The organism is Pedobacter chitinilyticus, from assembly GCF_003313385.1.
Classification (GTDB): Bacteria; Bacteroidota; Bacteroidia; order Sphingobacteriales; family Sphingobacteriaceae; genus Pedobacter; species Pedobacter chitinilyticus.
The window spans coordinates 167,175-190,737 of the sequence record NZ_QMHN01000002.1 but is presented as its reverse complement, the minus strand read 5'-3'; the positions used below and the strand labels follow the sequence as shown (position 1 = coordinate 190,737).

Annotated in this window: 17 protein-coding genes and 1 tRNA gene; 15 read left to right on the top strand and 3 right to left on the bottom strand. The window is 38.8% G+C overall.

The features are described from left to right. Positions 1-31 precede the first annotated feature (31 nt). The gene (locus DUT70_RS07730; RefSeq protein ID WP_113646754.1) at positions 32-784 is read right to left on the bottom strand and encodes an SDR family oxidoreductase; all 753 of its coding nucleotides are present in this window, start codon (positions 782-784) and stop codon (positions 32-34) included. Between the two features lie 334 nt (positions 785-1,118). Between DUT70_RS07730 and DUT70_RS07725 the strand changes: the two genes are divergently transcribed. The 7 genes from DUT70_RS07725 (at position 1,119) to DUT70_RS07695 (ending at position 12,036) form a co-directional block, all read left to right on the top strand. After that, positions 1,119-3,731: a TonB-dependent receptor gene (locus tag DUT70_RS07725; protein ID WP_113646753.1), complete on the top strand. Its 2,613-nt coding sequence runs from the start codon at positions 1,119-1,121 to the stop codon at positions 3,729-3,731. 148 nt (positions 3,732-3,879) lie between these two features. After that, positions 3,880-4,473 carry an LOG family protein gene (locus DUT70_RS07720; RefSeq protein ID WP_317047813.1) on the top strand — a complete coding sequence of 198 codons (594 nt, stop codon included), beginning with the start codon at positions 3,880-3,882 and terminating at the stop codon, positions 4,471-4,473. A gap of 317 nt (positions 4,474-4,790) precedes the next feature. Continuing rightward, the gene (locus DUT70_RS07715) at positions 4,791-6,029 is read left to right on the top strand and encodes a hypothetical protein (RefSeq protein ID WP_113646752.1); all 1,239 of its coding nucleotides are present in this window, start codon (positions 4,791-4,793) and stop codon (positions 6,027-6,029) included. A 255-nt stretch (positions 6,030-6,284) separates the two neighbouring features. After that, the gene (cobA, locus tag DUT70_RS07710; RefSeq protein ID WP_113646751.1) at positions 6,285-7,082 is read left to right on the top strand and encodes a uroporphyrinogen-III C-methyltransferase; all 798 of its coding nucleotides are present in this window, start codon (positions 6,285-6,287) and stop codon (positions 7,080-7,082) included. 322 nt (positions 7,083-7,404) lie between these two features. After that, entirely contained in the window at positions 7,405-8,811 is a 1,407-nt protein-coding gene (locus DUT70_RS07705; RefSeq protein ID WP_113646750.1) for a glycogen synthase, read from the top strand. 9 nt (positions 8,812-8,820) lie between these two features. Beyond that, the gene (locus DUT70_RS07700; protein ID WP_113646749.1) at positions 8,821-10,092 is read left to right on the top strand and encodes a glucose-1-phosphate adenylyltransferase; all 1,272 of its coding nucleotides are present in this window, start codon (positions 8,821-8,823) and stop codon (positions 10,090-10,092) included. Positions 10,093-10,251: 159 nt separating this feature from the next. Next, positions 10,252-12,036, top strand: a complete 1,785-nt coding sequence (locus DUT70_RS07695; protein WP_113647205.1) for a glycoside hydrolase family 15 protein — start codon at positions 10,252-10,254, stop codon at positions 12,034-12,036. A 356-nt stretch (positions 12,037-12,392) separates the two neighbouring features. Here DUT70_RS07695 and DUT70_RS07690 read toward each other — a convergent pair whose 3' ends face one another. Further along, positions 12,393-14,588 (bottom strand): bifunctional alpha,alpha-trehalose-phosphate synthase (UDP-forming)/trehalose-phosphatase, encoded by a 2,196-nt coding sequence (locus tag DUT70_RS07690; protein WP_113646748.1) that lies wholly within the window; start codon positions 14,586-14,588, stop codon positions 12,393-12,395. A 240-nt stretch (positions 14,589-14,828) separates the two neighbouring features. On the opposite strand from DUT70_RS07690, the gene DUT70_RS07685 reads away from it, so the two are divergent. The 7 genes from DUT70_RS07685 to DUT70_RS07655 all read left to right on the top strand — a co-directional run bounded on the left by DUT70_RS07685 (position 14,829) and on the right by DUT70_RS07655 (position 21,763). Further along, on the top strand, positions 14,829-15,632 hold the full coding sequence (locus tag DUT70_RS07685; RefSeq protein ID WP_113646747.1) for an ABC transporter substrate-binding protein: 804 nt from the start codon (positions 14,829-14,831) through the stop codon (positions 15,630-15,632). A 62-nt stretch (positions 15,633-15,694) separates the two neighbouring features. Continuing rightward, the gene (locus DUT70_RS07680; RefSeq protein WP_113646746.1) at positions 15,695-16,561 is read left to right on the top strand and encodes a hypothetical protein; all 867 of its coding nucleotides are present in this window, start codon (positions 15,695-15,697) and stop codon (positions 16,559-16,561) included. 127 nt (positions 16,562-16,688) lie between these two features. Further along, positions 16,689-16,773: transfer RNA gene (locus DUT70_RS07675), tRNA-Leu, on the top strand. A gap of 135 nt (positions 16,774-16,908) precedes the next feature. Next, positions 16,909-18,255, top strand: a complete 1,347-nt coding sequence (tig, locus tag DUT70_RS07670; protein WP_113646745.1) for a trigger factor — start codon at positions 16,909-16,911, stop codon at positions 18,253-18,255. 419 nt (positions 18,256-18,674) lie between these two features. Continuing rightward, the gene (gene clpP / locus DUT70_RS07665) at positions 18,675-19,361 is read left to right on the top strand and encodes an ATP-dependent Clp endopeptidase proteolytic subunit ClpP (protein WP_113646744.1); all 687 of its coding nucleotides are present in this window, start codon (positions 18,675-18,677) and stop codon (positions 19,359-19,361) included. 80 nt (positions 19,362-19,441) lie between these two features. Beyond that, on the top strand, positions 19,442-20,680 hold the full coding sequence (clpX, locus tag DUT70_RS07660) for an ATP-dependent Clp protease ATP-binding subunit ClpX (protein WP_113646743.1): 1,239 nt from the start codon (positions 19,442-19,444) through the stop codon (positions 20,678-20,680). A gap of 219 nt (positions 20,681-20,899) precedes the next feature. Then, complete coding sequence (locus DUT70_RS07655) at positions 20,900-21,763, top strand: AMP nucleosidase (RefSeq protein ID WP_205529762.1); 864 nt, start codon at positions 20,900-20,902, stop codon at positions 21,761-21,763. A gap of 116 nt (positions 21,764-21,879) precedes the next feature. On the opposite strand, the gene DUT70_RS07650 is transcribed toward DUT70_RS07655, so the two are convergent. After that, positions 21,880-22,377: a SixA phosphatase family protein gene (locus tag DUT70_RS07650; RefSeq protein WP_113646742.1), complete on the bottom strand. Its 498-nt coding sequence runs from the start codon at positions 22,375-22,377 to the stop codon at positions 21,880-21,882. 266 nt (positions 22,378-22,643) lie between these two features. Here DUT70_RS07650 and DUT70_RS07645 point away from each other — a divergent pair, with 266 nt between their 5' ends. After that, positions 22,644-23,432 (top strand): glycosyltransferase family A protein, encoded by a 789-nt coding sequence (locus tag DUT70_RS07645; protein ID WP_205529761.1) that lies wholly within the window; start codon positions 22,644-22,646, stop codon positions 23,430-23,432. The last annotated feature ends 131 nt before the right edge of the window (positions 23,433-23,563 follow it).

Sequence of the window (23,563 nt, the reverse complement as noted above, 5' to 3'; positions counted from 1 at the left end):
GATTGCCCCGTTTTTTATTTTTTGCTATTTGCTAGCGGATTTGAGAAATCCCAGCATCCACTCTTAGTTCTTCACCGTGAATATAGGAAGCGTCTTCTGAGGCTAAAAAGAGAACTGCTTTGGCAATTTCTTCTGGTTCACCCAATCTTTTGAATGGAATGTTAGGAATGATATTTTGTAGAGCTGAATCAATATCATCCTTACTTAAGCCTGTGTTGTTGAAAATATTGGTTTTGATATGCCCTGGGCTAATTCCGTTTACACGTATACCCTGGTCTACAAGTTCAGCTGAAAAAGTTTTGATAAATGAAACCACCGCTGATTTTGCGGCAGAATAAACAGAAAAATGTGGCGTACCAATGGTAGTGACAAAGGAAGTGTTAAAAATTACCGAACTGCCGCTACGCATTAAGGGAAGGATTTGCTGTACAGTGAAAAAGGTACCTTTCACCAGCATGTCAAATAGTTCATCAAAATGTTCCTCGCTAACTGTTGCTATCCCTGAGAATTTACCGTAGCCTGCATTTACAAAAAGGAGATGGATGGAATCTGTGTATCTGCTAACTTCTTCTCTCAATTTCCAGATATCAGTCATTTTGCCTGCATTGGATACAATGCCGTGGGCATTTGGGCCTAACTGTTCCAAAGCATGGTTTACGGTTTCAGCACTTCGACCTGTAATGATGGCATGACCACCTTCGTGGATAAATTGTTTTGCAGTGGCGAAGCCCATTCCATTGGTGCCACCAGTAATCAGTGCGAATTTGCCTGTGAATCTTTGCATAATATATGATGTTAATTCGCTTTCAGCTCATTTTTTGAGTAGCTGATCGCTTATGTTTATCCTGCAAATATTCAGATAGGGGAGCAGTAATAAAATCCGAAAATTGCTGAATTCACTTTCGCTTTGTAACTGCGTAACCGTTATTTTTTTAAAATAAAATGTTGAAATGTAAAAACTTTAATATATTTGTCTACTAAATCTATAGATATTATATATAATTAAAAAAATGAACATGAAAAGATCACTTAATCCCATGTGTTGCTGTATGAAGAAAAACGCTTTCAATTATCTGAAAATACCCATACAGCAAATATTATAACATTTTATACAAAAAATGAAAATCAAACTATACTCACTAAGAAATCACATCTACCTTTTTATCCTAGCTCTTTTATCGCTAACATTTTCAGCAAATGTTACCTTCGCCCAAACTGCCTTAACAGGGATAGTCAAACGGGCTGACGGCTCTCCAGTTCCCCACGCCACCATCAAAATTAGAGGGGCTAATATTTCGACAAGTGCCAATGAAAAAGGCGAATTCAGATTAGCCCAAGTTCCTGAAGTACCTTTTTATATTCAGGTAAGCTCGGTGGGCTTTAAACCGCAAGATTTCCAAGTGTTAACTGTTTCAGCTACGCCTTTAGAGCTTGTTTTGCTGGAGGCTTCACAGCTGGATCAAATTGTGGTGACTTCCAGACGTCGTTCGGAAGTGTTACAGGAAGTACCTATTCCCATTACGGTAATTGGTGGACAGGCCGCTGAAAATGCAGGAGCTTTTAACGTGAACCGATTGAAAGAATTGGTGCCTTCGGTACAGCTTTATGCTTCAAATGCAAGAAATACGACTTTAAATATCAGAGGATTGGGTTCAACGTTTGGTTTAACCAATGACGGGATAGATCCAGGCGTAGGTTTTTATGTGGACGGTGTTTACCATGCTCGCCCTGCGGCAACCTCAACCGATTTTATCGATATTGATCAAATTGAGGTGATTAGGGGTCCGCAAGGAACTTTGTTTGGAAAAAACACTACTGCGGGTGCCTTTAATATCACTACTAAAAAGCCAAGCTTAATTCCAAGCGCAAAAGTAGAACTGAGCTATGGTAATTATAATTTTATCCAGGCCAAAACAACGGTAACAGGACCATTGGCCAAAAATCTTGCTGCCAAAATATCCATATCGGGTACGCAACGTGATGGTACGATATGGAATGTTCCAGAAGAACGTAAATATAGCGGACAAAACAATTTAGGGGCTAAAGCACAGTTCCTATACACGCCAAACGAAAAGTTAGAGTTGTTGTTAAGCGGTGATGTGAGTGTGCAGCATCCAGCAGGCTATCCTTTAGTAGCGGCGGGAGTAACCACCACAGAAAGAAGTGCTTATCGCCAATACGCTAAAATTGTTTCCGATTTAGGTTATCAACAGCCAAAAATTGATCCTTTTTCAAGAGAGATTTATACCAATACGCCTTGGAGACACAACCAATCAATAGGGGGGATTTCTTTAAATGCTGACTATAAAATAGGTAATGGTAAATTGACTTCTACCACCGCTTGGAGATTTTGGAATTGGGATCCTACCAACGATAGAGACTTTACAGAGTTCTCGGCATTAACTAAGTCGCAAGGAAATACTCGTCACGATCAATATTCGCAAGAAGTGAGATATGCTGGTGATATTACCGATAAGTTAAGTGGTGTAGTAGGCGTGTTTGTACTTGGTCAAAACCTACAAGGTTTGGGGCAAACCGAAGAAGTAGGCAAAGATCAATGGCGTTTTGTGCAAACAAGTGCTACAGGTCAACAAGCATTATACTCAACTCCAGGATTGTTAGATGGATTCGGGATCAGAACCAATTCAACCATTAAATCTTTAAGTGCAGCGGCTTTTGCCCAAGTAGATTGGGAAGTGATTGATAAGCTTCATGTGTTGCCGGGGATTAGGTTCACTTATGATAAAAAAGACGTGGATTACGATAGAAAAACTTACGGAGGTTTGCAAACCACGGATGCTAATTTGCTGGCGTTAAAAGCCGCAGTTTACGCCAATCAGCAATTCAACATTAGCACCGAAAACAATAACCTTTCAGGTAACCTGACTTTGTCGTATCGACCTAATGATCGACTAAATACCTTTGCAACTTATTCAACGGGATATAAGCCTGTAGGTGTGAATGTGGGCGGTTTACCAACGACATCATCTGGCGCTGCAGATATTTCGGTTGCCAGGGTAAAACCAGAATATGTACAGCATTATGAATTGGGTGTGAAAACCAAGCCTACTGCTGGCGCTTTGTTAAACATTACTGCATTTAATACCGATATTAAAGATTATCAAACCAACGTGCAATCGCCTCAATTAGGCGCAAACAGAGGCTATTTAGCCAATGCCGAAAAAGTGAGAGTGAGAGGTTTGGAAATTGATGGTAGTTATCAGGCAGGCAGGTTTTTGACCTTAAATGCTGCGGTTGCTTATTTGGATGGTAAATATGTGAAATTCACCAATGCACCATTGCCGTTAGAAGAAACTGGTCATACTGAAGTAATCAACGGTGTTTCAACGCAAGTAGCTTTTAAAGATGCTTCGGGAGGTCGCTTGCCGGGTATTTCTAAATGGAATATATCTGGAGGTGCTGAATTGAGTACTGCTGGCAACTTGATTGAGAAAGAAGGCCGATATTTTATCGCGGGTGATGTGAGCTACCGTTCGGAATATTCTTCAAACCCAACACCATCCAAAGTTTTAGTGATAGATGGTTATACCTTGTTAAATGCAAGGATAGGATTTAGGTCAGAGAAATTCTCGCTATTTGTGTGGGGACGTAATTTGGCAAACACGAACTATTTTGAGCAGTTACAAGCAGCAGCAGGAAACTCAGGTTTGTACGCTGGGGTATTGGGCGATCCAAGAACGTATGGCGCTACGATAAGATATACTTTTTAATGTTGTCATAGAATAGACTTACGAAGTTTATGAAGCGTCGTAAGTCTTAGATAAATCATCATGAAGATAAATGGTCGGTACTTGTGCTGGCCATTTTTTATTTAAGGAAAAAATAAGAAAGCTTATCTTCGCATACATTTTTTACAGCATGGAAAATATGAAATCACTTTGCGTTTACTGTGGCGCAAATTTTAATGGAGACGAAGGACTAAAGCAAGCGATTGTTGATTTAGCAAAAACAATGGTAGCTCAAGAAATTACACTGGTTTATGGTGGCGGTAGCGTAGGGGTAATGGGCGTCATTGCCGACGAAGTTTTAAAGTTGAACGGAACGGTAACAGGAGTAATTCCGCAGTTTTTGATGGATAAAGAGGTAGGGCATAAAGGCATTACACAAATGATCATTACCGAAAATATGCATCAAAGGAAGCAGAAAATGGCCGATTTATCTGATGGATTTGTGATCTTGCCAGGCGGCTTTGGTACTTTGGAAGAGTTTTTTGAAGTGCTTACTTGGTTGCAATTGGGCTTACACGCCAAACCCATCGGTGTATTGAATGTTGGTGGCTTTTATGATCCGCTTTTTGCACAAATGGATGTGATGGTACAGCATCGTTTTTTAAAGCAAGCCAATAGAGATTTGGTATTTAATGAAGCTGATGCAGCCGTATTAGTCGAAAAAATGCAAAATTTCTCTGCCAAGCCAGATGAGGTTTGGTTTAGAGATAGGAATTTGACTTAGGTTATTGCCTCGCCATTAATTGTTTCTTAACCTGGTTGTCATTCTGAGTGTAGCGAAGAATCTCCAGCTTCTAAATAGTTTATTATATCTGTCGGCCACTATTTATAGTTAGATTCGTCAATAGAAAGGAAAGCCCGTATAGCTCAAGCCCCTGTCTGCACCAACTTTTAATCCACCCATAAGGCAAAATTACCTTTAAGGTAAGGGCTAATTTGGTGGACGTACCTACCTCTAAGCACTAGTAAGAAAGAATTTATTTGGAATTTATAAACAATTAAAATAGTTTAGTATCAATATAAATCTAACTTAAACTCTTAATGCAGAATAAATTCTTAAAGAAACTAAAAGCTACGAATGATCAAATTAATGTAGTTAATGAAACAGAACATTTAAATTTAGAAGGATTATGGGATGATGATACTTTCATGTGCAGGTTTAAAAATGATGAGGATTTTTCTAGTTTAGAACATATATTTCTTCCGCCAGAACTTGCCGCATTATACCATACCGATAGTAAAACTATTGAATATATTTATACTCCCCTAAACGAAGAAGACGCTATTGTTGGACGAAAATTCAATTTTTATTTCAGAGGCGATGAATTTGAGGCAGAATTTTCAGAACCTTCTGATGCACTTAGAGTCCTGTCAAAAGGCTTTAGAGAAAAGAAAATAAGCTCAAGTACAAATTATAGAAATTTATCAAAATTTAGGGATTTTTATATTAAAGACGACCTGCCAAATCATATACAGAGGTATTTCGAGAAGAAAAAACCAATTAGCTTCAAGGTTAAAGGAAATTTTAAGGGCGTTGAAGAAAATTTTGTAGAGTTTTCAAAAAACTTAAACTTCTATCTTGAATATTACGATCGCAGATCACCTTTTATACTTATCTATGAGGTTGATGCTGAAACAGAAAACTTTAGCGTTCCCTGCTATAACAATTCAAATGATTACCCTAAAACGATGAATGTCCGTAAACTGGATCCAGTTTTAATAGATCTTTTTGAAGTAGCAAGAGTAACTTCCAATACAAGAATGAAGTTCTTGTTTTATTTTCAAGTATTAGAATATTGCTCGTATTATCATTTCTCAGAAGAATTCAAAAGAAAAATCACAAATATTATAAAAAGACCTGATTTGATTGAGAACTCGTCATTTTATGGAAAACTAATTACTGAAGAATTTAAAGATAATTTCAAACAAAACGATGACTCAGCTAAGTTGGAAAAATTAATAATTGATTTCCTTTCAATTGAAGACATAAAACTTGAAATTGCTGAAAACATTGAATATTTCAAAAAAGATATTACCTTTGATGGAGGATTTGTTATTAGCGCTTTAGTTGGCTCAGTTCAAGAGCTAGATAACACCTCAAAAACTTTTTTGAAGACTGTTAAAACAAATGTCGAAAAAATCCGTAATGTCTTAGTACATATTAGAGAAAGCAGAGAAAATAAAATTATTTTGCCAACCACTAGAAACACTAATTTATTATCACCATATTTACACTTAATTCAAAGAATTGCAGAAAAAGTTGCCTTACAATATGAATAACTAAAACCAAAAGTCATGGGAAACAAATAAAAACGATATTCAAATATTTCAGATGATATTTGAATTTTTACGGAATATTAAGCCACCTTTATAGGGTGGCTTTTTTATTTTATAGATAAATGTTTAGAGAGAATATATTTCTTTCCTTTAATTTATTTGCTTGAAGATCAATTAGTAGTATTTATTTTTTAAATAAATACTACTAAATAGGTAGAATTTATATACATTTGTATCATTGATTAAAAAAGAGCAAAGATGATTTTAGAAAAAGTAGAAAGAAATACCATAGAACCTAAGATAACTTTGGTAGGTGCAGGTCCTGGTGATCCAGATTTGTTAACCTTAAAAGGTGTAAAAGCATTGGCAACTGCTGATGTGGTTTTGTACGATGCTTTGGTAAACGAAGCTTTGCTAAATCATGCGCCTGAAAAAGCAATTAAAGTTTATGTAGGTAAGCAGTCCGATGATGAATCTTTCTCTCAAAAATTAGTCAACAAATTGATGATAGATTATGCTTTGAACTACGGCCATGTCGTAAGGCTAAAAAGCGGAGATCCTTTTGTATTTGCAAGAGGATACGAAGAAATCCACGTAGCAGAATCTTATAGCATTCCAACAGAGATTGTACCTGGCGTTTCTAGTGCGCTTGGCGTACCAGGATTACAGAAAATCCCTATGGTTTATGGCAACATGAGCGAAAGTTTTTGGGTAGTTACAGGGACCAATTCACAGGGGCTAATCTCACCTGATTTGTATGTTGCTGCAAAATCAAATGCGACCATTGTAGTTTTAATGGGCATCGAAAAAATCAAAGAAATTGCAGAAATATTTAAAGCTGAAGGTAAAGCAAATTTGCCAGTGGCGGTCATCGAAAATGGATCGTCTAAAGAAGAGAATGTAGTCGTGGGCATTGTAGACACCATCGAAGAATTAATAGAAGAAAAGAAATTGAGTTCGCCAGCATTACTGGTATTTGGAAATGTGGTGTCGTTACATCCGCAGTTCAATTCCATCCATCAGTTCTACGCCATTATGGCGCAAGAAGAATATTAAAAGCTTATTACTTAGAGTAATATTTTTGTTTGGTTGTGATTAGCTGGGCCCCAAGCCCAGCTTTTTCTTTTTATGAGTTTTTGTGTGACGTCATTGCGAGGTACGAAGCAATCCTAAAGCGAGTAACAGCCTCTTTAATTTTTTAAGATTGCTTCGTACCTCGCAATGACGAAGTTCTTGCTTAAAATTATACCTACTATTTTCTATCTGTGCATCTGTGGCAAAACTGATCTTCGGCAATTTTAGAAATTTATTTGGCGTAAAAGTTTGCAATACTCAATGATTTGCCTAATTTAAAACAATTTCTATCCGAGTATCATTTATGGAGATCATACATCTAAGTGCCGAGTGTTATCCTATTGCTAAAGTAGGTGGTTTGGGTGATGTTGTGGGTGCACTGCCTAAATATCAGAACAAGCTTGGCCATGTGGCCAAGGTAGTGATGCCTGCCTACAATTCTAAATTTTTATACGAAAACGAATTTGAGACGGTTTACGATGGCTGGGTAAAAGTAGGCGCTGTCAGTTATCAGGCTCGCATATTAAGAGAATCGACCAATAAACTAGGTTTTGATATCTATTTGGTACACATTGCTGGCTTGTTTGATAGAGATGGCGTATATGGGTTTGCTGATGATACCGAACGTTTTTTGGCTTTTCAAATTGCTGCGCTAGATTGGATGGCTCAATGGGAACATCAACCAGATGTGGTACATGTTCACGATCATCATGCGGGGTTAATTCCCTTTATGATGAGCAATTGCTTTCAGTTCAGCAAGCTTAATCAAGTTCCAACAGTATTGACCATTCACAATGCACAATATCAGGGACAATTTGGTTGGGATAAATTACATTATCTGCCACCTTTTGATTTGATTAATACCAGTAAGTTAGATTGGAGCAGTGCCATTAACCCTTTGGCTGCAGCCATTAAATGTGCTTGGAGAGTGACCACTGTGTCGCCAAGTTATTTGGATGAAATCAGTCATGCAGCCAACGGACTAGAAAGTTTACTGGCACAAGAGCGAGGTAAATCTATTGGTGTGCTTAACGGGATAGATATCGAAGTTTGGAATCCGCAAAAGGATTCGATGATTGTAAAAACGTATAATGCCCGAACTTTAGAAAGTGGAAAAAAAGCAAACAAAGATGAGCTTTGCCGTGTTTTTAACCTCGATCCAGATCAACCACTTTACACCTTTATTGGTCGTTTGGTAGGAGAAAAAGGAGCAGACCTATTACCTGATATTTTTTACAATGCCTTGGCGCAAAGCGGTGGTGGAATTAATATTTTGGTGCTAGGTTCAGGAGATCCACAAGTTGAAGATCGGTTGAATGAAATTACGCAACACTATCCTGGCAAGTATAATGCCTATATTGGTTACAACGAAGCTTTGTCGCATCAAATTTATGCGGGTGCAGATTTTTTGTTGATGCCTTCAAGAGTGGAGCCTTGTGGCCTTAATCAAATGTATGCGTTAAGGTACGGAACCATTCCTATTGTAAGGCGCATAGGAGGTTTAAAGGATACGGTAATTGATATTGGAGATGGTGGTTTTGGCATTTGCCATGATCAAAGTAGTGTTTGGGATGTTGGACACGCCATAGGTAGGGCATACGAACTTTATTTAGATCAGAAAAAAGTGAAAGAAATTAGAAAATATATGATGTCGATAGACCATTCGTGGGACAGCTCGGCACAGCAATACATTGATATATACCAAATGTAAAACAAAGCTATGACGGAAAAAGTATTAGGAGTGATCCTTGGAGGTGGTCAAGGTTCAAGATTGTCACCATTAACATTAACCAGATCAAAACCAGCCGTGCCAATTGCGGGTAAATATCGTTTAGTCGATATTCCAATTTCCAATTGCTTGAATTCTGGTATACATCGCATGTTCGTGCTCACGCAGTTCAACTCGGCTTCGTTAAATAAGCACATCAAAAACACTTACCATTTTAGCCATTTTTCGAAGGCTTTTGTGGATATTTTGGCCGCAGAACAAACCCCTGATAATCCAGCTTGGTTTCAGGGTACTGCCGATGCCGTGCGTCAATGCATGCACCACATTGTGAGTCATGAGTTTGATTATATCTTGATTCTTTCTGGTGACCAGTTGTACCAAATGGACTTTAAGGAAATGCTAAAAGCGCATATTGATGCTGAAGCCGAAATTTCCATTGCTACTATTCCTGTTACGGCTAAAGATGCCACAGATTTTGGCATCATGAAAACGGATGAACATAATGTCATCACTTCGTTTATTGAGAAACCTAAAACAGAATTATTGCCAGACTGGACTTCCGATACAGGAGTGGAAATGGCACGCTACGGTAAAAATTTCTTAGCTTCTATGGGTATTTACGTTTTTAATCGAGACGTATTGATCAAGATGTTAAATGAAAACCCTGAGGAGAAAGATTTTGGTAAAGAAATTATCCCGAGGGCTTTGGAAAACAGCCGAGTATTGAGCTATCAATATGAAGGCTATTGGACAGATATCGGTAATATCTCTTCGTTTTTTGAAGCCAATTTGGGGTTAACGGATGATTTGCCACAGTTCAACATGTTTGACACTGCCCACACCATTTTTACAAGGTCGAGGATGTTGCCTCCTTCAAAAATATCAGGCACTACTTTGGAAAAGACCATTATCGCGGAAGGCTGTATTGTTCAGGCCAGTAGGGTAGAGCATGCCGTGTTAGGGATTAGGTCACGTATTGGACGGGGAACTACCATTGCTAACTGTTATGTGATGGGCAGTGATCGTTATCAAACACTGGAAGAAATTAACGAAGCCAGTAGAGCGGGAATTCCTTTACTTGGTATTGGTGATCGTTGTTACATCAACAATGCCATTATCGATAAAAACTCGAAAATAGGAAATGATGTACGCATCAATGGTGGCGCGCATTTGGCTGAAGGTGATTATGGTTTTTATGTAGTTAAGGATGGAATTGTAGTGGTTAAAAAAGGAGCCATAGTGCCAAATGGCACCGTGATTTAAGGATGTTTTTCCTTTATTTAGCACTAAAGACAATGTAAAAGTCTGGCATAAATGATAAAAGTAAAGCGGGTAATGGCCCGCTTTTTTTATGCGATTTCAGTCTTTTTTAAACCATCGAGTGCTTTTGCTGTTGTAATCATAAACATCCCTTTTTTATTTATGACAGCTACACACTTATATCAAACTGGAATCATCGGTAATTGCTCGTACATCGCTCACATTCATAAAAACACAAATATCAGTTGGCTATGCTGGCCTAAATTCGATAGTTCCTTTGTCTTTGGCAGTATGCTCGATGAAGAAAAAGGCGGTAAATGCACGATTCTGCCTACTTCAGATTACAGCTCACATCAATATTATATAGAAAACACCAATGTATTGCGAACAGAAATTACCGCTGCAGATGGTAGGTATCGCATTACAGATTTTGCACCTCGGTTTCATTTGCACGAGCGTTATTTTAAGCCCTTGATGCTCATTAGAAAGATAGAACCTTTGGAAGGTAATCCCAGGATAAAAATCGCTTGTGAACCCGTTTGCGATTATGGGAGAAGTAAAATGAGAACAGCCATTGGCAGTAATCATATTGATTATATGGGTTGTGATGAAGATTTGCGCCTAACCACCAATGTCTCCCTAAATTATATCTTAAAAGAGCAGGACTTTGTGCTCAATGATGTGAAATACCTCATTTTTACTTATGGCTATACGCTGGATGCACCTATTGTAGCTACTGCGGAGCAATTTTTGAGAGAAACAACTGCTTATTGGCGGGTTTGGATCAAACATTCTTCCATTGCAGGTTTTTACCAGCCTTACGTCATTCGTTCAGCTTTGGTGCTTAAAATACATCAATACGAAGATACTGGGGCCATTATTGCGGCAAGTACTACTAGTTTGCCCGAATCCCCAGGAAGTACTCGGAATTGGGATTATCGTTATTGCTGGCTCCGTGATTCTTATTATACGCTGACTTCCCTGAATCATATTGGCCACTTTGAGGAAATGGAAAAGTACTTCAACTACATTTCTGATATTACTTTTGATACGGATAAACGATATCAACCTTTATATGGCATTACTGGGAAGCGTCATATTGTAGAAGAAACATTGGAGCATTTAAGAGGCTACATGGGCGAACAGCCTATTCGTGTGGGTAATCAGGCTTACGAGCATATTCAAAATGATATTAACGGTCAGGTGCTTATTTCCATGCTACCGCTTTATACGGATCATCGTTTTGTTTTTTCTGAAAGAGGAGATTCGGTTCGTTGGATAGACGGTGTTCTTAAAAAAATTGAGATGACCATTGATGAGAAAGATGCGGGGATTTGGGAATTTAGGAACATTGCAAATATGCATTGCTATAGTAACTTGTTTCAATGGGCTGGTGCTAATGCAGCGTTAAAAATGGCTAAAACCATAGGCAATCAGGCACTAGAAGACAGGGCAAAGATATTGATTGATAAAGCTGCTGCTCATATTGAAGCCTGTTATGATGAGGAACGAAAGGTGTATACCAACGCTGTGGGAAGTAAACATCTGGACGCTAGCACGCTCCAGTTGATCGTGATGAATTATCTAGATCCGTCGTCACAGCGTGCGAAAGACCATTTGGCAGGTTTGGAGAAGGAATTGAAAACTGAAGATGGTTTGTTTTACCGTTATCTGCATGCAGATGATTTTGGTAAACCGAAGACGACGTTCCTTATTTGTGCTTTTTGGTATGTGGAAGCTTTGGCTTGCGTAGGCAGACTTGATGAGGCGATACAGGCGTTTGAAAATATCATTTCCTTTAGCAACCACTTGTTGTTGTTCAGCGAAGATGTAGATGCGAAAACAGGCAGTCAGTGGGGTAATTTTCCACAGGCTTACAGCCATGTGGGATTGATGAATGCTGCGTATCGCATTGCGAAGAAATTGGATAGGCCCGTGTTTTTGTAGTTGGTTATTTTAAGGTGAAGGCTATACATTCTCGTCATTTCGAGCGTAGCCGAGAAATCTTTTAACCTTGTATTTTGTCATTTATTTCCAAAGATTTCTCTCCCGAACATTCGGGACTGCGCTGCGGTCGAAATGACGACTAGTCGATTAACCGCAAAGGAAAATAAGAGTAACGCTAAGAACGCAAAGGTTTTAGATAATGCTTTCTTTGCGCCACTTTGCGAATACTTTTGACTTCTTTGCGGTTAAAATAATTTAGAAGTATGACGAATTCTCATCCAAAGATTTCCCCCGAAGAGTCGGGACAAATCCCCTTGAACATTCGTGACTGCGCTGCGGTCGAAATGACGGAACATTTACGCTGATACGTTTTTTATAGCAGTTTCAGTTAATATCGACTGAAGCAAATCCCTTACTTCATGGTAATCATTCAAGTAAAACTTAGCTTCCGAAACCTCACTGCCTACTTTGATCGTGATGGCATTGTTAGGCATTGCTTTAAAAATATCCTCGTCCGTGTGGTCATCGCCCATGGCTAAAATAAAGTCATGTTCAGTCTCATGTAGCCAGTTTAATGCCGCTTTGCCTTTGTTTACCTCCATATTCCTAAACTCAATTACTTTGTTGCCAGGCATAATCTGTAAACCTTTATCAGCCGCCAATACCCTTAAGTTATTAATGATTTCATTGGCTCTCAGCTCACCAAGACCTTGCTCGGTTTTACGGTAATGCCAAACGAGCGAAAAGCTTTTTTCTTCAATAAACGAACCAGGTGTCCTATCTGTGTAGGTGTCCAAAATGCTCCTGATTTCAGATTTCCACTGGTCATTAAGTAGTGGGAGTGCATGCCAGGTATCATGTTGTCGTTTTTGCCAAGCGCCGTGTTCGGCAATGATGCTGATGTTCAAATGTCCAAACCATTGTTCTAATGTTTTATGGTTGCGTCCGCTGATGACCACTACTGTGTTAGCAGGGTCTTTGGCAAAGTTTTCCAATAAAGTCAGTAACTCCTTGTCTGGGCTAGCTTCATCAATGTTCGCTTTAAAACCGACCAAGGTACCATCGTAGTCTAAAAAGATAATGCGTTTTTGGGTGGCGGCATATCTGCTAACAATGCCTTGACTAACTTTGTTAACGGCATGTTTGGTACGTAGAGAATGTTCCAAGAGCTTTGCATCGTCCATACGGCTTAAAAAATTGTTGACCCAGCGGTTCACGTTAAATTTCTTCACCAATGCCCGCATACTCTGCATGCGTCTTTTTTGCTCTTCTACGGGCATTTGTAGTGCGTTTACAATGGCGTTCATAATGTCACCAATGTTGTTGGGGTTTACAATAAGTGCATCATTTAATTCTTTTGAAGCTCCAGCCATTTCGCTCAAAATCAGTACGCCTGTTTCGTCTCGACGGCTGGCTACATATTCCTTGCTTACTAGATTCATTCCGTCTCGCATTGGTGTTACTAGACAAATATCAGCAGCACTATAAAGTGCAGAGAGGCTTTGAATAGAAAAGGAGCGATAAAAATAGCTGATAGGAACCCAATCTAGGGTGCGATATTTTGCATTGATATTGCCTACCAACTGGTCTATTTTTTCTTTGAGTTCCTTGTATTGTGCAACGGTATCCCTTGAGGGAACCACAATCATAAACAGAGAAATTTCGCCAATAAATTTTGGATGAAGTTGCAGCAGTAGTTCAAATGCCCTAATGCGTTCTAAAATTCCTTTGCTGTAGTCCAAGCGGTCAATAGACAGTATCATTCTGCCTTGTTTTTCTGTTTGAAGATTATCTATTTCGGCAAGTACTTGTCGTTGTAATGGTAGTTTTTCAAACTTGTCGAAGTCGATGCCCATAGGGAATGGTTCTACAATGATTTGTCTATTATTTAGAGAAATGATATTTGAAGAAAAATTAACGGGTGTTAAACGAGATGCTGTACTTAAAAAATGTCTCACATCGTCATAAGTGTGAAAACCAATTAAGTCGGCACCTAGCATGCCCTCAATTAATTTATCTCGCCATGGTATCAGTCTGAAAATCTCAAAGGAAGGGAAGGGGATGTGTTGGAAAAAGCCTATGGTGGTATCAGTAAGTCGGTTTCTCAACATGGAAGGCAAGCACAACAACTGATAATCCTGTATCCATATTTTATTGCCTTCGGTAAATATACTTTGTGTAGCTTCTGCAAACTTTTCGTTTACCGAAACATAACTATCCCAATACACCTGCTCAAAGCGGGCATAGGTTACCAAGTAGTGGAAAACTGGCCATAGCACTTCGTTGGAAAATCCCTCGTAAAATAGGTTGATTTCTTCTTGGGTGAGGAATACTGGAACCAAATTCATTTTGGCCAGCCTTTCTTTGATTTGTGGTTGGTCTTGCGGCGGAATGTCGATGCCAGGCCAGCCTACCCAAAGCATATTGCCGTTTTTATAGGCATCGCCTAATCCAGTGGCTAGGCCGCCTTCGCTGCTTTGTAAGCTATATTTTCCGTTGTTTTTGGTGATTTTTACGGGTAGTCTGTTCGAAATAATAATTGTTTTGCTCATGCTAATCTCTAAAGTATCTTATGTATAAAAAGGTATAAAAGCGGTTTTTGTTTGTTTGGATGTCAAAAAGCAGTGTCTTTTGAGATTGGCATTACATTTTTTGAAGGACCGTTGTTCAATAAGCCTGATAGAAAGGGAAACCAATTTCAAATTGGTTGTACTGAATAGCAGGGCTGGTTACTGATAGTTGTATTGGATTTCACTTTCAAATCTTTTTTGGGAATAGCCTATCTTTGTTAGATGCAAAAGACTTTTACAGACCAGCTGGGCAACGAGGTAACGATTAATTGGCCGCCCAAGCGGATTGTTTCGATAGTGCCTTCGCAAACGGAGCTGCTGTTTGAGTTGGGTTTGAGCGAACAAATTGTTGGGCTGACGAAGTTTTGCATTCATCCGATTGAAATGTTCGCGGCTAAACAGAAAGTTGGGGGTACCAAAAAGTTGCGGATTGAGGTGATTAGGGAGCTGCAACCAGATTTGATTATTGGCAACAAGGAGGAAAATAGCAGGGCTGATATTGAATTGTTGCAGCAGGAGTTTCCCGTGTGGATGAGCGATATTTATCATTTGGAAGATGCCATGCAGACCATTAGCGATATCGGAGATTTGGTAGACAGGCAGCCTGAAGCAGCTTATTTGAACCATTTGATTAACGCTGGTTTTAGCGATTTGCAGACTTTGGCATTGAGCAAAGGGATTGACCACACGGTGGCTTATGTGATTTGGAAAGACCCCTATATGTTTGCGGGAAGAAATACTTTTATTGATGATATTTTAAGGAGAATTGGACTGCGTAACGTGGTGAAGGTAGATAGATATCCAGAAATTAGTGTTTCGGAACTGGTAGCACTTCAGCCGCAATTTGTTTTTCTGTCTTCAGAACCGTATCCGTTTAAAGAAAAACATATTGAAGAACTTCAACAGGTTTTGCCGCGAGCCAAAGTGATTTTGGTTGATGGAGAGATGTTTTCGTGGTATGGCAGTCGTTTGGTGAAGGCGGTGCAATATTTCTTTAATTTTCAAAATCAAATACTTAGCGAATAACTTTCGGAATCTATTTTTAAAATAATTTAAAAATTATAATTTAGTTTTTAAATTTTTGAATTATGCGTATTTTAAATGTTGGATTTTCTTTGTTAAGCATGAGCTTGCTGGCTTGTGGTGTAAGTAAAACAGCCAAGCTTAATGAAGCGGCTGATGTGAGTATTGCGAATGAAATATTGCCAGTAGCACAAAAGCCTTGTTTTGAAGGCGCTTATTATCGTAAACTTGTTTCGAGCCATGATTATTGGCGTGGTATTGAAGGAACAGTGGTGCTGCCTCGTATTGAATTTGATCCACAGCGGGTACATGCTAAAAAGCCAGGGCAGTATTTAGATAATCCATCTATTTATTTAGGTGGTAGCATGGGCAATCAGGAAACGGACATAGGAATGGCTTGGGAAGTGGTTAAAGAAGAGAACGGACAGGTTTCGAAGGAGCGTAAGGCTTTTAGGCCATTTTTAAGACGTACAGGACATGAGAGCGGACAACTAGCAGTTTTTGAAAATGCTCCTGCAGACAAAGCTTACTACTGGTACCCTGGAGAGGAGATTAAAATGTCGTTGGTTTTAGTTGCGGATAAAAAAATACGATTTGTAGTGGAGGGTGCGGGCAAGAAATTTGAACGGGAATTTGATTGTGATGGTTATTTGCTAAAGGATGTGGGAGAGTTTAAGCGTGTAAACGCCATTGACCAGGTGGGCAATGAAGGCAAGCCTGTGCAAGCTACCAAAACTAAAGTGTTGAATGCCGAATGGAAAGCAACGAACTTGTATAGATTGGTGAATGGAAAGCTAACGGCCGTGCCTTTTAAGAAAACACGCTATACAGAAATGATGTGTCCCGCGGTTAAATATTTCGACGTAAACGCATCGAAAGCGCAGATAGCAGTAGGAGCAGAAAGCTTAACGATTAGCGGAGCTGGATATTAGCAATTTTAATTTGGTTGAATATGAATGGCTTAGGATATGTAGCAAAATAAAATGGAATTTTTTTTCGCAATTGTTATGAAATAATCAATGTAATTTCTATTTTTGCAGTCCTAAATAAATCCTAACTGCGGAAGTGGCGTAATTGGTAGCCGCACCAGACTTAGGATCTGGCGCTTCACGGCGTGGGGGTTCGAGTCCCTTCTTCCGCACCAAAGATTGACCGTCCCGATGCAAATCGGGACGGTTTTATTTTAAAAAGAGGTTGATAAATTAAAATGCAAACCGAGTTTGTATGGGCACATATCTAAATGTCTACATACTAAATACTCAATACTAAAATCTTAGAAATGAATATCGTACAGGAAAAAATTGACGATTTAAATGCTTTAGTTAAAATTACTTTAGCCCCTGAAGATTATACTCCAAACGTAGAGAAAGCGATTAAGGAGCAAGCTAAAAAGGCTAATTTACCAGGTTTCCGTAAAGGAATGGTGCCAGCTGCACACATTAAAAGAATGTATGGCAAAAGCATCTTGGTAGAGGAAATCAACACGATGTTGAACGATAACATTTCAAAATACCTAACTGATAATAGCGTTGAGATTTTAGGTCAACCACTTCCTGTACAAGAAGACGAGAACCAATACAACTGGGACTATAACGATACTTTTAACTTTGCTTATGAGTTAGGTTTGGCACCAGCAGTTGATATCGAGGTTTCATCGAAAGATAAATTTACGCAGTACAATGTTAAAGCTGACGAAGAGACTTTAAACGAGCGTATCAAAAATATCCGTAAGAGCTATGGTAAAATGACCAATCCTGAGGTTTCTGCAGAAGGTGATATCCTTTATGCTGAATTGAAGCAATTGGCTAACGATGGTTCTGAGTTTGAAGGTGGTATTTCAGCTACTGGTTCTATCCGTACTGATGCCGTTACTGACAAGAAAATCTTGAAAACCTTAGTAGGTGTTAAAAAAGACGATACTTTGGAACTTGATGTAAACAAGGCTTTTGGTGGTGATGCTGCTGCAATTGCAAAATTGTTAAACATTAGTGAAGAAGATGCTGCAGAATTGAAATCTAAATTCCAAGTAACCGTTAAAAACGTAAACCGTTTAGAGGAAGCTGATTTGAACCAAGAGTTCTTTGATAAAATCTTTGGTGCTGATGCGGTAAAGGATGAGGCTGGTTTCACTGCTAAAATCACTGAAGAAATTGAGTCGATGTTTAAGCAAGATGCTGACCGTAAATTGCAAAACGACATTTACACTCAATTAACTGAGCAAACTAAAATGCAATTGCCTGATGAGTTTTTACGTAAGTGGTTAAAAGCTACCAACGAAAAATTAACTGACGAAGAGTTGGCTCAAGGTTATGATGATTTTGCTAAAAACTTGAAATGGACTTTGATTGAAAACAAAATCATCAAAGACAACGATATCAAAATTGATTACAAAGATGTTTTTGAAGCTGCTAAACAACGTTTAGATGCACAATTCAGAATGTACAGCCCAACTCCTCTTCCAGAAGATCAATTGGCGCAATATGCTGCTAACTTCTTGCAAGAAAAAGAAAATGCTAACCGTATTTTCGAAGAGGTAAAGGCTTTGAAAGTATTCGATTACATTAAATCGGTGGCTACTTTAAACGAGAAAGAAATTACTTACAACAAATTTACTGAGTTGAAGTAAGAGATAAGCGTGGTAAGCATTACGTCATTGCGAGGCACGAAGCAATCCTAAAGCGAATGTTTTCCTCATAATGTTGTAAGATTGCTTCGTGCCTCGCAATGACGATAAATAGTTAAACTGACCGTTTGTCAGTCATGAAATAAACAAGAGTCCCGATATAAAATTGGGACTCTTGTTATATAAAAGCCATTCATCTTGCGTTTTTAAAGTGCTTGAATAGGTTTTTTGAAGGGTAAATAGACTATGGATAAGATTTCGTTCATAAATATGGTATTTCATATTGTCGTATAATCTGCTATTTTAGCGGAGTGCGGAGATTGGCACGAAAATTAACGAATCTTAGAAAATATTTACTGAAATAAATTAGCTTTGGGATAGTAGATAACACTCATCACCAAACGCCAAACCCTAATCGCAAGATGAAAATAGATAAAGACGAATTTAGAAAATATGCCGTTAAACACCATCGCATTAACGGATTGAACGTAGATAGATTTATTGGTGCTACCAACAATTCACCAAAATCAATGACCCCTTATATTATTGAGGAGCGTCAGTTGAACGTTGCACAAATGGACGTTTTCTCTCGTTTGATGATGGACCGTATCATTTTTTTAGGTGATGCCGTTTATGACCAAAATGCAAACATCATTCAAGCGCAGCTGTTGTTCTTGCAATCGGTAGATGCACATAGAGATATTCAAATTTACATTAACTCACCTGGCGGTTCTGTTTATGCAGGTTTAGGTATTTACGATACCATGCAATATATTTCGCCAGATGTAGCAACCATCTGTACTGGTATGGCAGCTTCTATGGGAGCAGTTTTATTGGTGGCGGGCGCTAAAGGCAAGCGTGCAGCGTTAAAGCATTCTAGAGTGATGATTCACCAGCCATCGGGAGGTGCGCAAGGTGTGGCATCAGATATGGAGATCAATTTGAGAGAGATGCTTAAATTGAAAAAGGAATTATATGACATCATTTCATCGCACTCTGGCCAAACTTACGAATGGGTAGAGAAAGCTTCGGACCGTGATTACTGGATGACTTCGGAAGAAGCAAAAAGTTTTGGAATGATTGATGAGGTGTTAGGATCGAATAAATAATACAGTTTGCAGTTTTCAGTTTGCAGTGGGCGATAAGCGCATGAACTGAGAACTGAAATTGAAAATTGAAAACTGAAAAAATGGCTAGACAAGGAAAAGATTCACATTGCTCGTTTTGTGGCACTCCAAAAAATGAAACCCTGATGTTAATTGAGGGATTGGATGCTTACATCTGCGACAAATGTGTTAATCAGGCCAACGTACTACTAGCGCAAGAGCTAGGCAACAAAAAAGGCAAAGCTTTTGACGAAACGTTTAAGCTTTTAAAGCCAGCCGAAATTAAAGAGCACTTGGACCAATATGTAATTGGCCAGTACGATGCTAAAAAAGTGCTTTCGGTAGCGGTTTATAACCACTACAAACGCTTGAGCCAAAAGATAGATAAAGATGAGGTGGAGATTGAAAAATCGAACATCATGTTAGTGGGTGAGACGGGTACAGGAAAAACCCTTTTGGCCAAAACCATTGCTAAGATATTGCACGTGCCATTTTGTATAGTAGATGCTACGGTACTTACTGAAGCAGGTTATGTGGGAGAGGACGTTGAAAGTATTTTAACCCGTTTGTTGCAAGCTGCTGATTATGATGTGGCATCGGCCGAACGTGGTATTGTTTACATTGATGAGGTAGATAAGGTTGCTCGTAAAAGCGACAATCCATCCATCACCAGAGATGTAAGTGGTGAGGGTGTACAACAAGCGTTGCTGAAAATTTTGGAAGGTACCATTGTTAACGTACCACCGCAAGGAGGTAGAAAGCATCCAGACCAAAAAATGATTGCAGTAAACACCAATAACATTTTGTTTATCTGTGGTGGCGCTTTTGATGGTATCGAAAGAAAAATTGCCAATCGTTTGCGTACTCAGGCAGTGGGTTATAAAGTAAAGAAAGATGAAGTAGAGTTAGACCTTAAAAACCTTTACCAATACATCACCCCTCAGGATTTGAAATCATTTGGTTTAATTCCTGAATTAATTGGACGTGTGCCAGTTTTAACACACTTGGAGCCATTGGATAAGGAAGCTCTGAGAAATATCCTTACAGAGCCTAAAAACTCTTTGATCAAACAATACGTGAAGCTGTTCAATTACGAGAACGTAAGCTTAAAGTTTGATAAAGAAGTTTTGGAGTTTATTGTGGATAAGGCGATGGAGTATAAACTTGGGGCAAGGGGACTGAGGTCTATTTGCGAATCCATTATGTTGGATGCCATGTTTGAAACGCCGTCTGATAAAGATGTGAAAGAGTTGGAGATTACACTCGACTATGCTAAAGAAAAGTTTGAGAAATCAGATTTCAAAAAACTTAAAGCTGCATAAAAAAATACTAATCCCGACTTGTTCGGGATTTTTTTTAACCTATTCTTTTTGAAAGTTAAGATAGGTTGAATATTAAAGGGTCTTTTAACATTAAGAAATTAAGAAACATTAAGGAACATACTTCTCTTTTTAAAAACTTAATATCCTTAATTTCTTAATGTTTTTTTTTATGAAAAATGTTAATTATTATTTTATAAATTTAAAGAAAGGAGAAAATGTATGAATGAAGAAAAAGATGTAAAGAAAGATGAAGAAGCAGTAAAAAATGCCAAAAAGGTGAAAGAGGTTGAAACTCCAGTTAGAAAAGGTTTAAAAAGTAAAGATGATATCGTAAAAAACTGGCTACCTCGCTACACAGGTCGTCCGTTAGGGGAGTTTGGTCAGTACATTTTGTTAACCAACTTTAGCAAGTACGTCACTTTATTTTCTGAATGGAATGACAATGCACCGATCTATGGTTTAGACAAGCCTATGCAAAGTGTTACTGCCAACGGGATTACCATTATCAATTTTGGGATGGGAAGTCCATTAGCGGCGACCATGATGGACTTGTTAACGGCCATTCAGCCAAAAGCAGTGTTGTTTTTGGGAAAATGTGGTGGTTTAAAAAAGAAAAACCAAATTGGCGATTTGATCCTCCCAATTGCGGCCATTAGGGGAGAAGGTACCTCAAACGATTACCTACCAGCCGAAGTGCCTGCATTACCTGCCTTCGCTTTGCAAAAGGCCATTTCTACCACCATTAGGGAACACTCCCGTGATTATTGGACTGGAACTTGCTACACCACCAACCGCAGGGTTTGGGAGCATGACAAGGAGTTTAAGAAATACTTGAAGGGTTTACGTGCCATGGCAGTAGATATGGAAACCGCCACCATTTTTACCACGGGCTTTGCTAATAAAATTCCAACTGGAGCTTTGTTATTGGTTTCAGATCAGCCAATGATCCCCGAGGGTGTAAAAACTAGCGAGAGCGATAGTTCAGTTACGGCTAACTACGTGGAAACACATCTTCGAATCGGTATCGATTCACTAAAACAATTGATCAATGGAGGCTTAACGGTTAAGCACCTTCAATTCTAATTGAAGCCCATAGACATTAAGAGGAGTTAGCTTTTCTTTAGTCTTGGATGGCAATAAATGTTCCTAAGTCGACTCTCACCCCTAACAGGGGAGAGATGTCCAAAGGACAGAGCGGGTTAGTCCAATCCACTCTTTGGGTAATCAAACAACACTAAATTTCCAGTACCACTACTAATGAGTTTCCAATCATCAAAAGGGAATTCAATAATGGCTATGCTACACGTGGGCATATTGCTGATGTATTCACCAGTAAGATAATTTAACAGATCCGTTAAACCTGGGTTATGACCAAATAATGCTACTTTATCAAATTCCGCATCAAAGTCGTTTATCACTTTTAACAAGCTCTTTAAACTAGCTTCGTAAATATTTGCATTGGTGTTCAATTGTTCGGCTGGTAGTTGCCAACCTGCGGCAAAATATTTAGCGGTAGTGAAAGCTCTAAGGGCAGGACTGCTCACAATGGCATCGGGCTTAATGGACTTTTCCACTAGGCGATTAACCATTTCAGGAGCGTTTTTATGGCCACGATGGTTCAACGGCCTGTCAAAGTCCCTTAGGTTAGCGTCTCCCCAATCAGACTTTGCGTGTCTAACAATAAAAAGTTGCTTCATTAGGTTTAAAGTATGAAAGGTGTGTTTTTGTTTGCGCAAATTACTAAATAATATGAGTGTACTTAATTATCCACCTAAATTTCCTCCTCCTGCCCCGCAAAGAGAGGAATAGAAAATTGCATATGTGCTTGTTTGAGGAAATAAAAGTGGAGGATTAAAACGAATATATCCTTTAAAATAATCTGTGCATCTGTGGCTTACTCATGTTTCTAAGCTTAGTGGCACAGATTTTTTTCAAAACATGAAGTAAAGCTTATCTTTAAGCCATGATGGCCAAGCAAGACGATTTTACCGTTAGCGTAATTATTCCGTGTTATAATCAAGCTTTATTGATTGAAGAAACGATTCAATCGGTATTAGCTTCCACTTATTTGCCCATCGAAATCATTATTGTGGATGATGGTTCTACGGATCAAACCATGCAAGTGGTAGAAGCCTTAGTTAAGCAACATCCTATCATCACATGCTATCAGCAGCCAAATAGCGGTCCTTCGGTGGCTCGTAACCACGCCATTAGCAAAGCTACTGGAACTTTCATTTTGCCGTTGGACGGTGATGACCTTATTTCTCCAGATTATATTGACCAAGCTATTCTTACTTTTAAGAAAGATCCTACGGTTAAAGTGGTGTATTGCGAAGCCGAAAAATTTGGCGCTAAAACAGGTAAATGGAATTTAAAGCCTTTTAGCTTAGATAACTTGGCGAAGGATAATATGATTTTTGTAAGTGCTCTTTATCGGAAAAGTGATTGGGAAGCCTGTGGTGGTTATCCAGAGGATTTGCGTTGGGTAAGCGAAGACTGGGTATTTTGGATTGCCATGCTCAAAAACGGGGGAAAGGTAGTGCAGTTGCCCATCACTGGATTTTATTATCGGATTAGCCCAAACTCACGTAGAAAGGGAATGGATAAGCAAAAAAAGCAAAGATTGATTGATTATATCAATACACATCATCGTGATTTTGTTTACCGATATTTGGATGGTCCAATGCGTTTCCAACGTCGTCAATCGAAACGATACAACAGATTGCTAAGGCTTTTTGGATTGCTGAAGTGAACTTGAAATAATGAGCTTAAACTTTCGAAACTGATGCTGACCTGTAGCGAAGCGAAAAGCTACGAAGTAAAATAAATTCAGCATGACGGAACGTTAATATGACGTCATTGCGAGTTTACGAGGCAATCCTA

Bases quoted from the DNA above. Each gene is read 5' to 3' on its own strand.
- DUT70_RS07705 (WP_113646750.1), top strand. From the start codon at position 7,405: ATGGAGATCATACATCTAAGTGCCGAGTGTTATCCTATTGCTAAAGTA.
- DUT70_RS07730 (WP_113646754.1), bottom strand. From the start codon at position 784: ATGCAAAGATTCACAGGCAAATTCGCACTGATTACTGGTGGCACCAAT.
- clpP (WP_113646744.1), top strand. From the start codon at position 18,675: ATGAAAATAGATAAAGACGAATTTAGAAAATATGCCGTTAAACACCAT.
- DUT70_RS07645 (WP_205529761.1), top strand. From the start codon at position 22,644: ATGATGGCCAAGCAAGACGATTTTACCGTTAGCGTAATTATTCCGTGT.
- DUT70_RS07655 (WP_205529762.1), top strand. From the start codon at position 20,900: ATGAATGAAGAAAAAGATGTAAAGAAAGATGAAGAAGCAGTAAAAAAT.
- DUT70_RS07690 (WP_113646748.1), bottom strand. From the start codon at position 14,588: ATGAGCAAAACAATTATTATTTCGAACAGACTACCCGTAAAAATCACC.
- DUT70_RS07695 (WP_113647205.1), top strand. From the start codon at position 10,252: ATGACAGCTACACACTTATATCAAACTGGAATCATCGGTAATTGCTCG.
- tig (WP_113646745.1), top strand. From the start codon at position 16,909: ATGAATATCGTACAGGAAAAAATTGACGATTTAAATGCTTTAGTTAAA.
- DUT70_RS07680 (WP_113646746.1), top strand. From the start codon at position 15,695: ATGCGTATTTTAAATGTTGGATTTTCTTTGTTAAGCATGAGCTTGCTG.
- cobA (WP_113646751.1), top strand. From the start codon at position 6,285: ATGATTTTAGAAAAAGTAGAAAGAAATACCATAGAACCTAAGATAACT.
- DUT70_RS07725 (WP_113646753.1), top strand. From the start codon at position 1,119: ATGAAAATCAAACTATACTCACTAAGAAATCACATCTACCTTTTTATC.
- DUT70_RS07700 (WP_113646749.1), top strand. From the start codon at position 8,821: ATGACGGAAAAAGTATTAGGAGTGATCCTTGGAGGTGGTCAAGGTTCA.
- DUT70_RS07715 (WP_113646752.1), top strand. From the start codon at position 4,791: ATGCAGAATAAATTCTTAAAGAAACTAAAAGCTACGAATGATCAAATT.
- DUT70_RS07685 (WP_113646747.1), top strand. From the start codon at position 14,829: ATGCAAAAGACTTTTACAGACCAGCTGGGCAACGAGGTAACGATTAAT.
- clpX (WP_113646743.1), top strand. From the start codon at position 19,442: ATGGCTAGACAAGGAAAAGATTCACATTGCTCGTTTTGTGGCACTCCA.
- DUT70_RS07720 (WP_317047813.1), top strand. From the start codon at position 3,880: ATGGAAAATATGAAATCACTTTGCGTTTACTGTGGCGCAAATTTTAAT.
- DUT70_RS07650 (WP_113646742.1), bottom strand. From the start codon at position 22,377: ATGAAGCAACTTTTTATTGTTAGACACGCAAAGTCTGATTGGGGAGAC.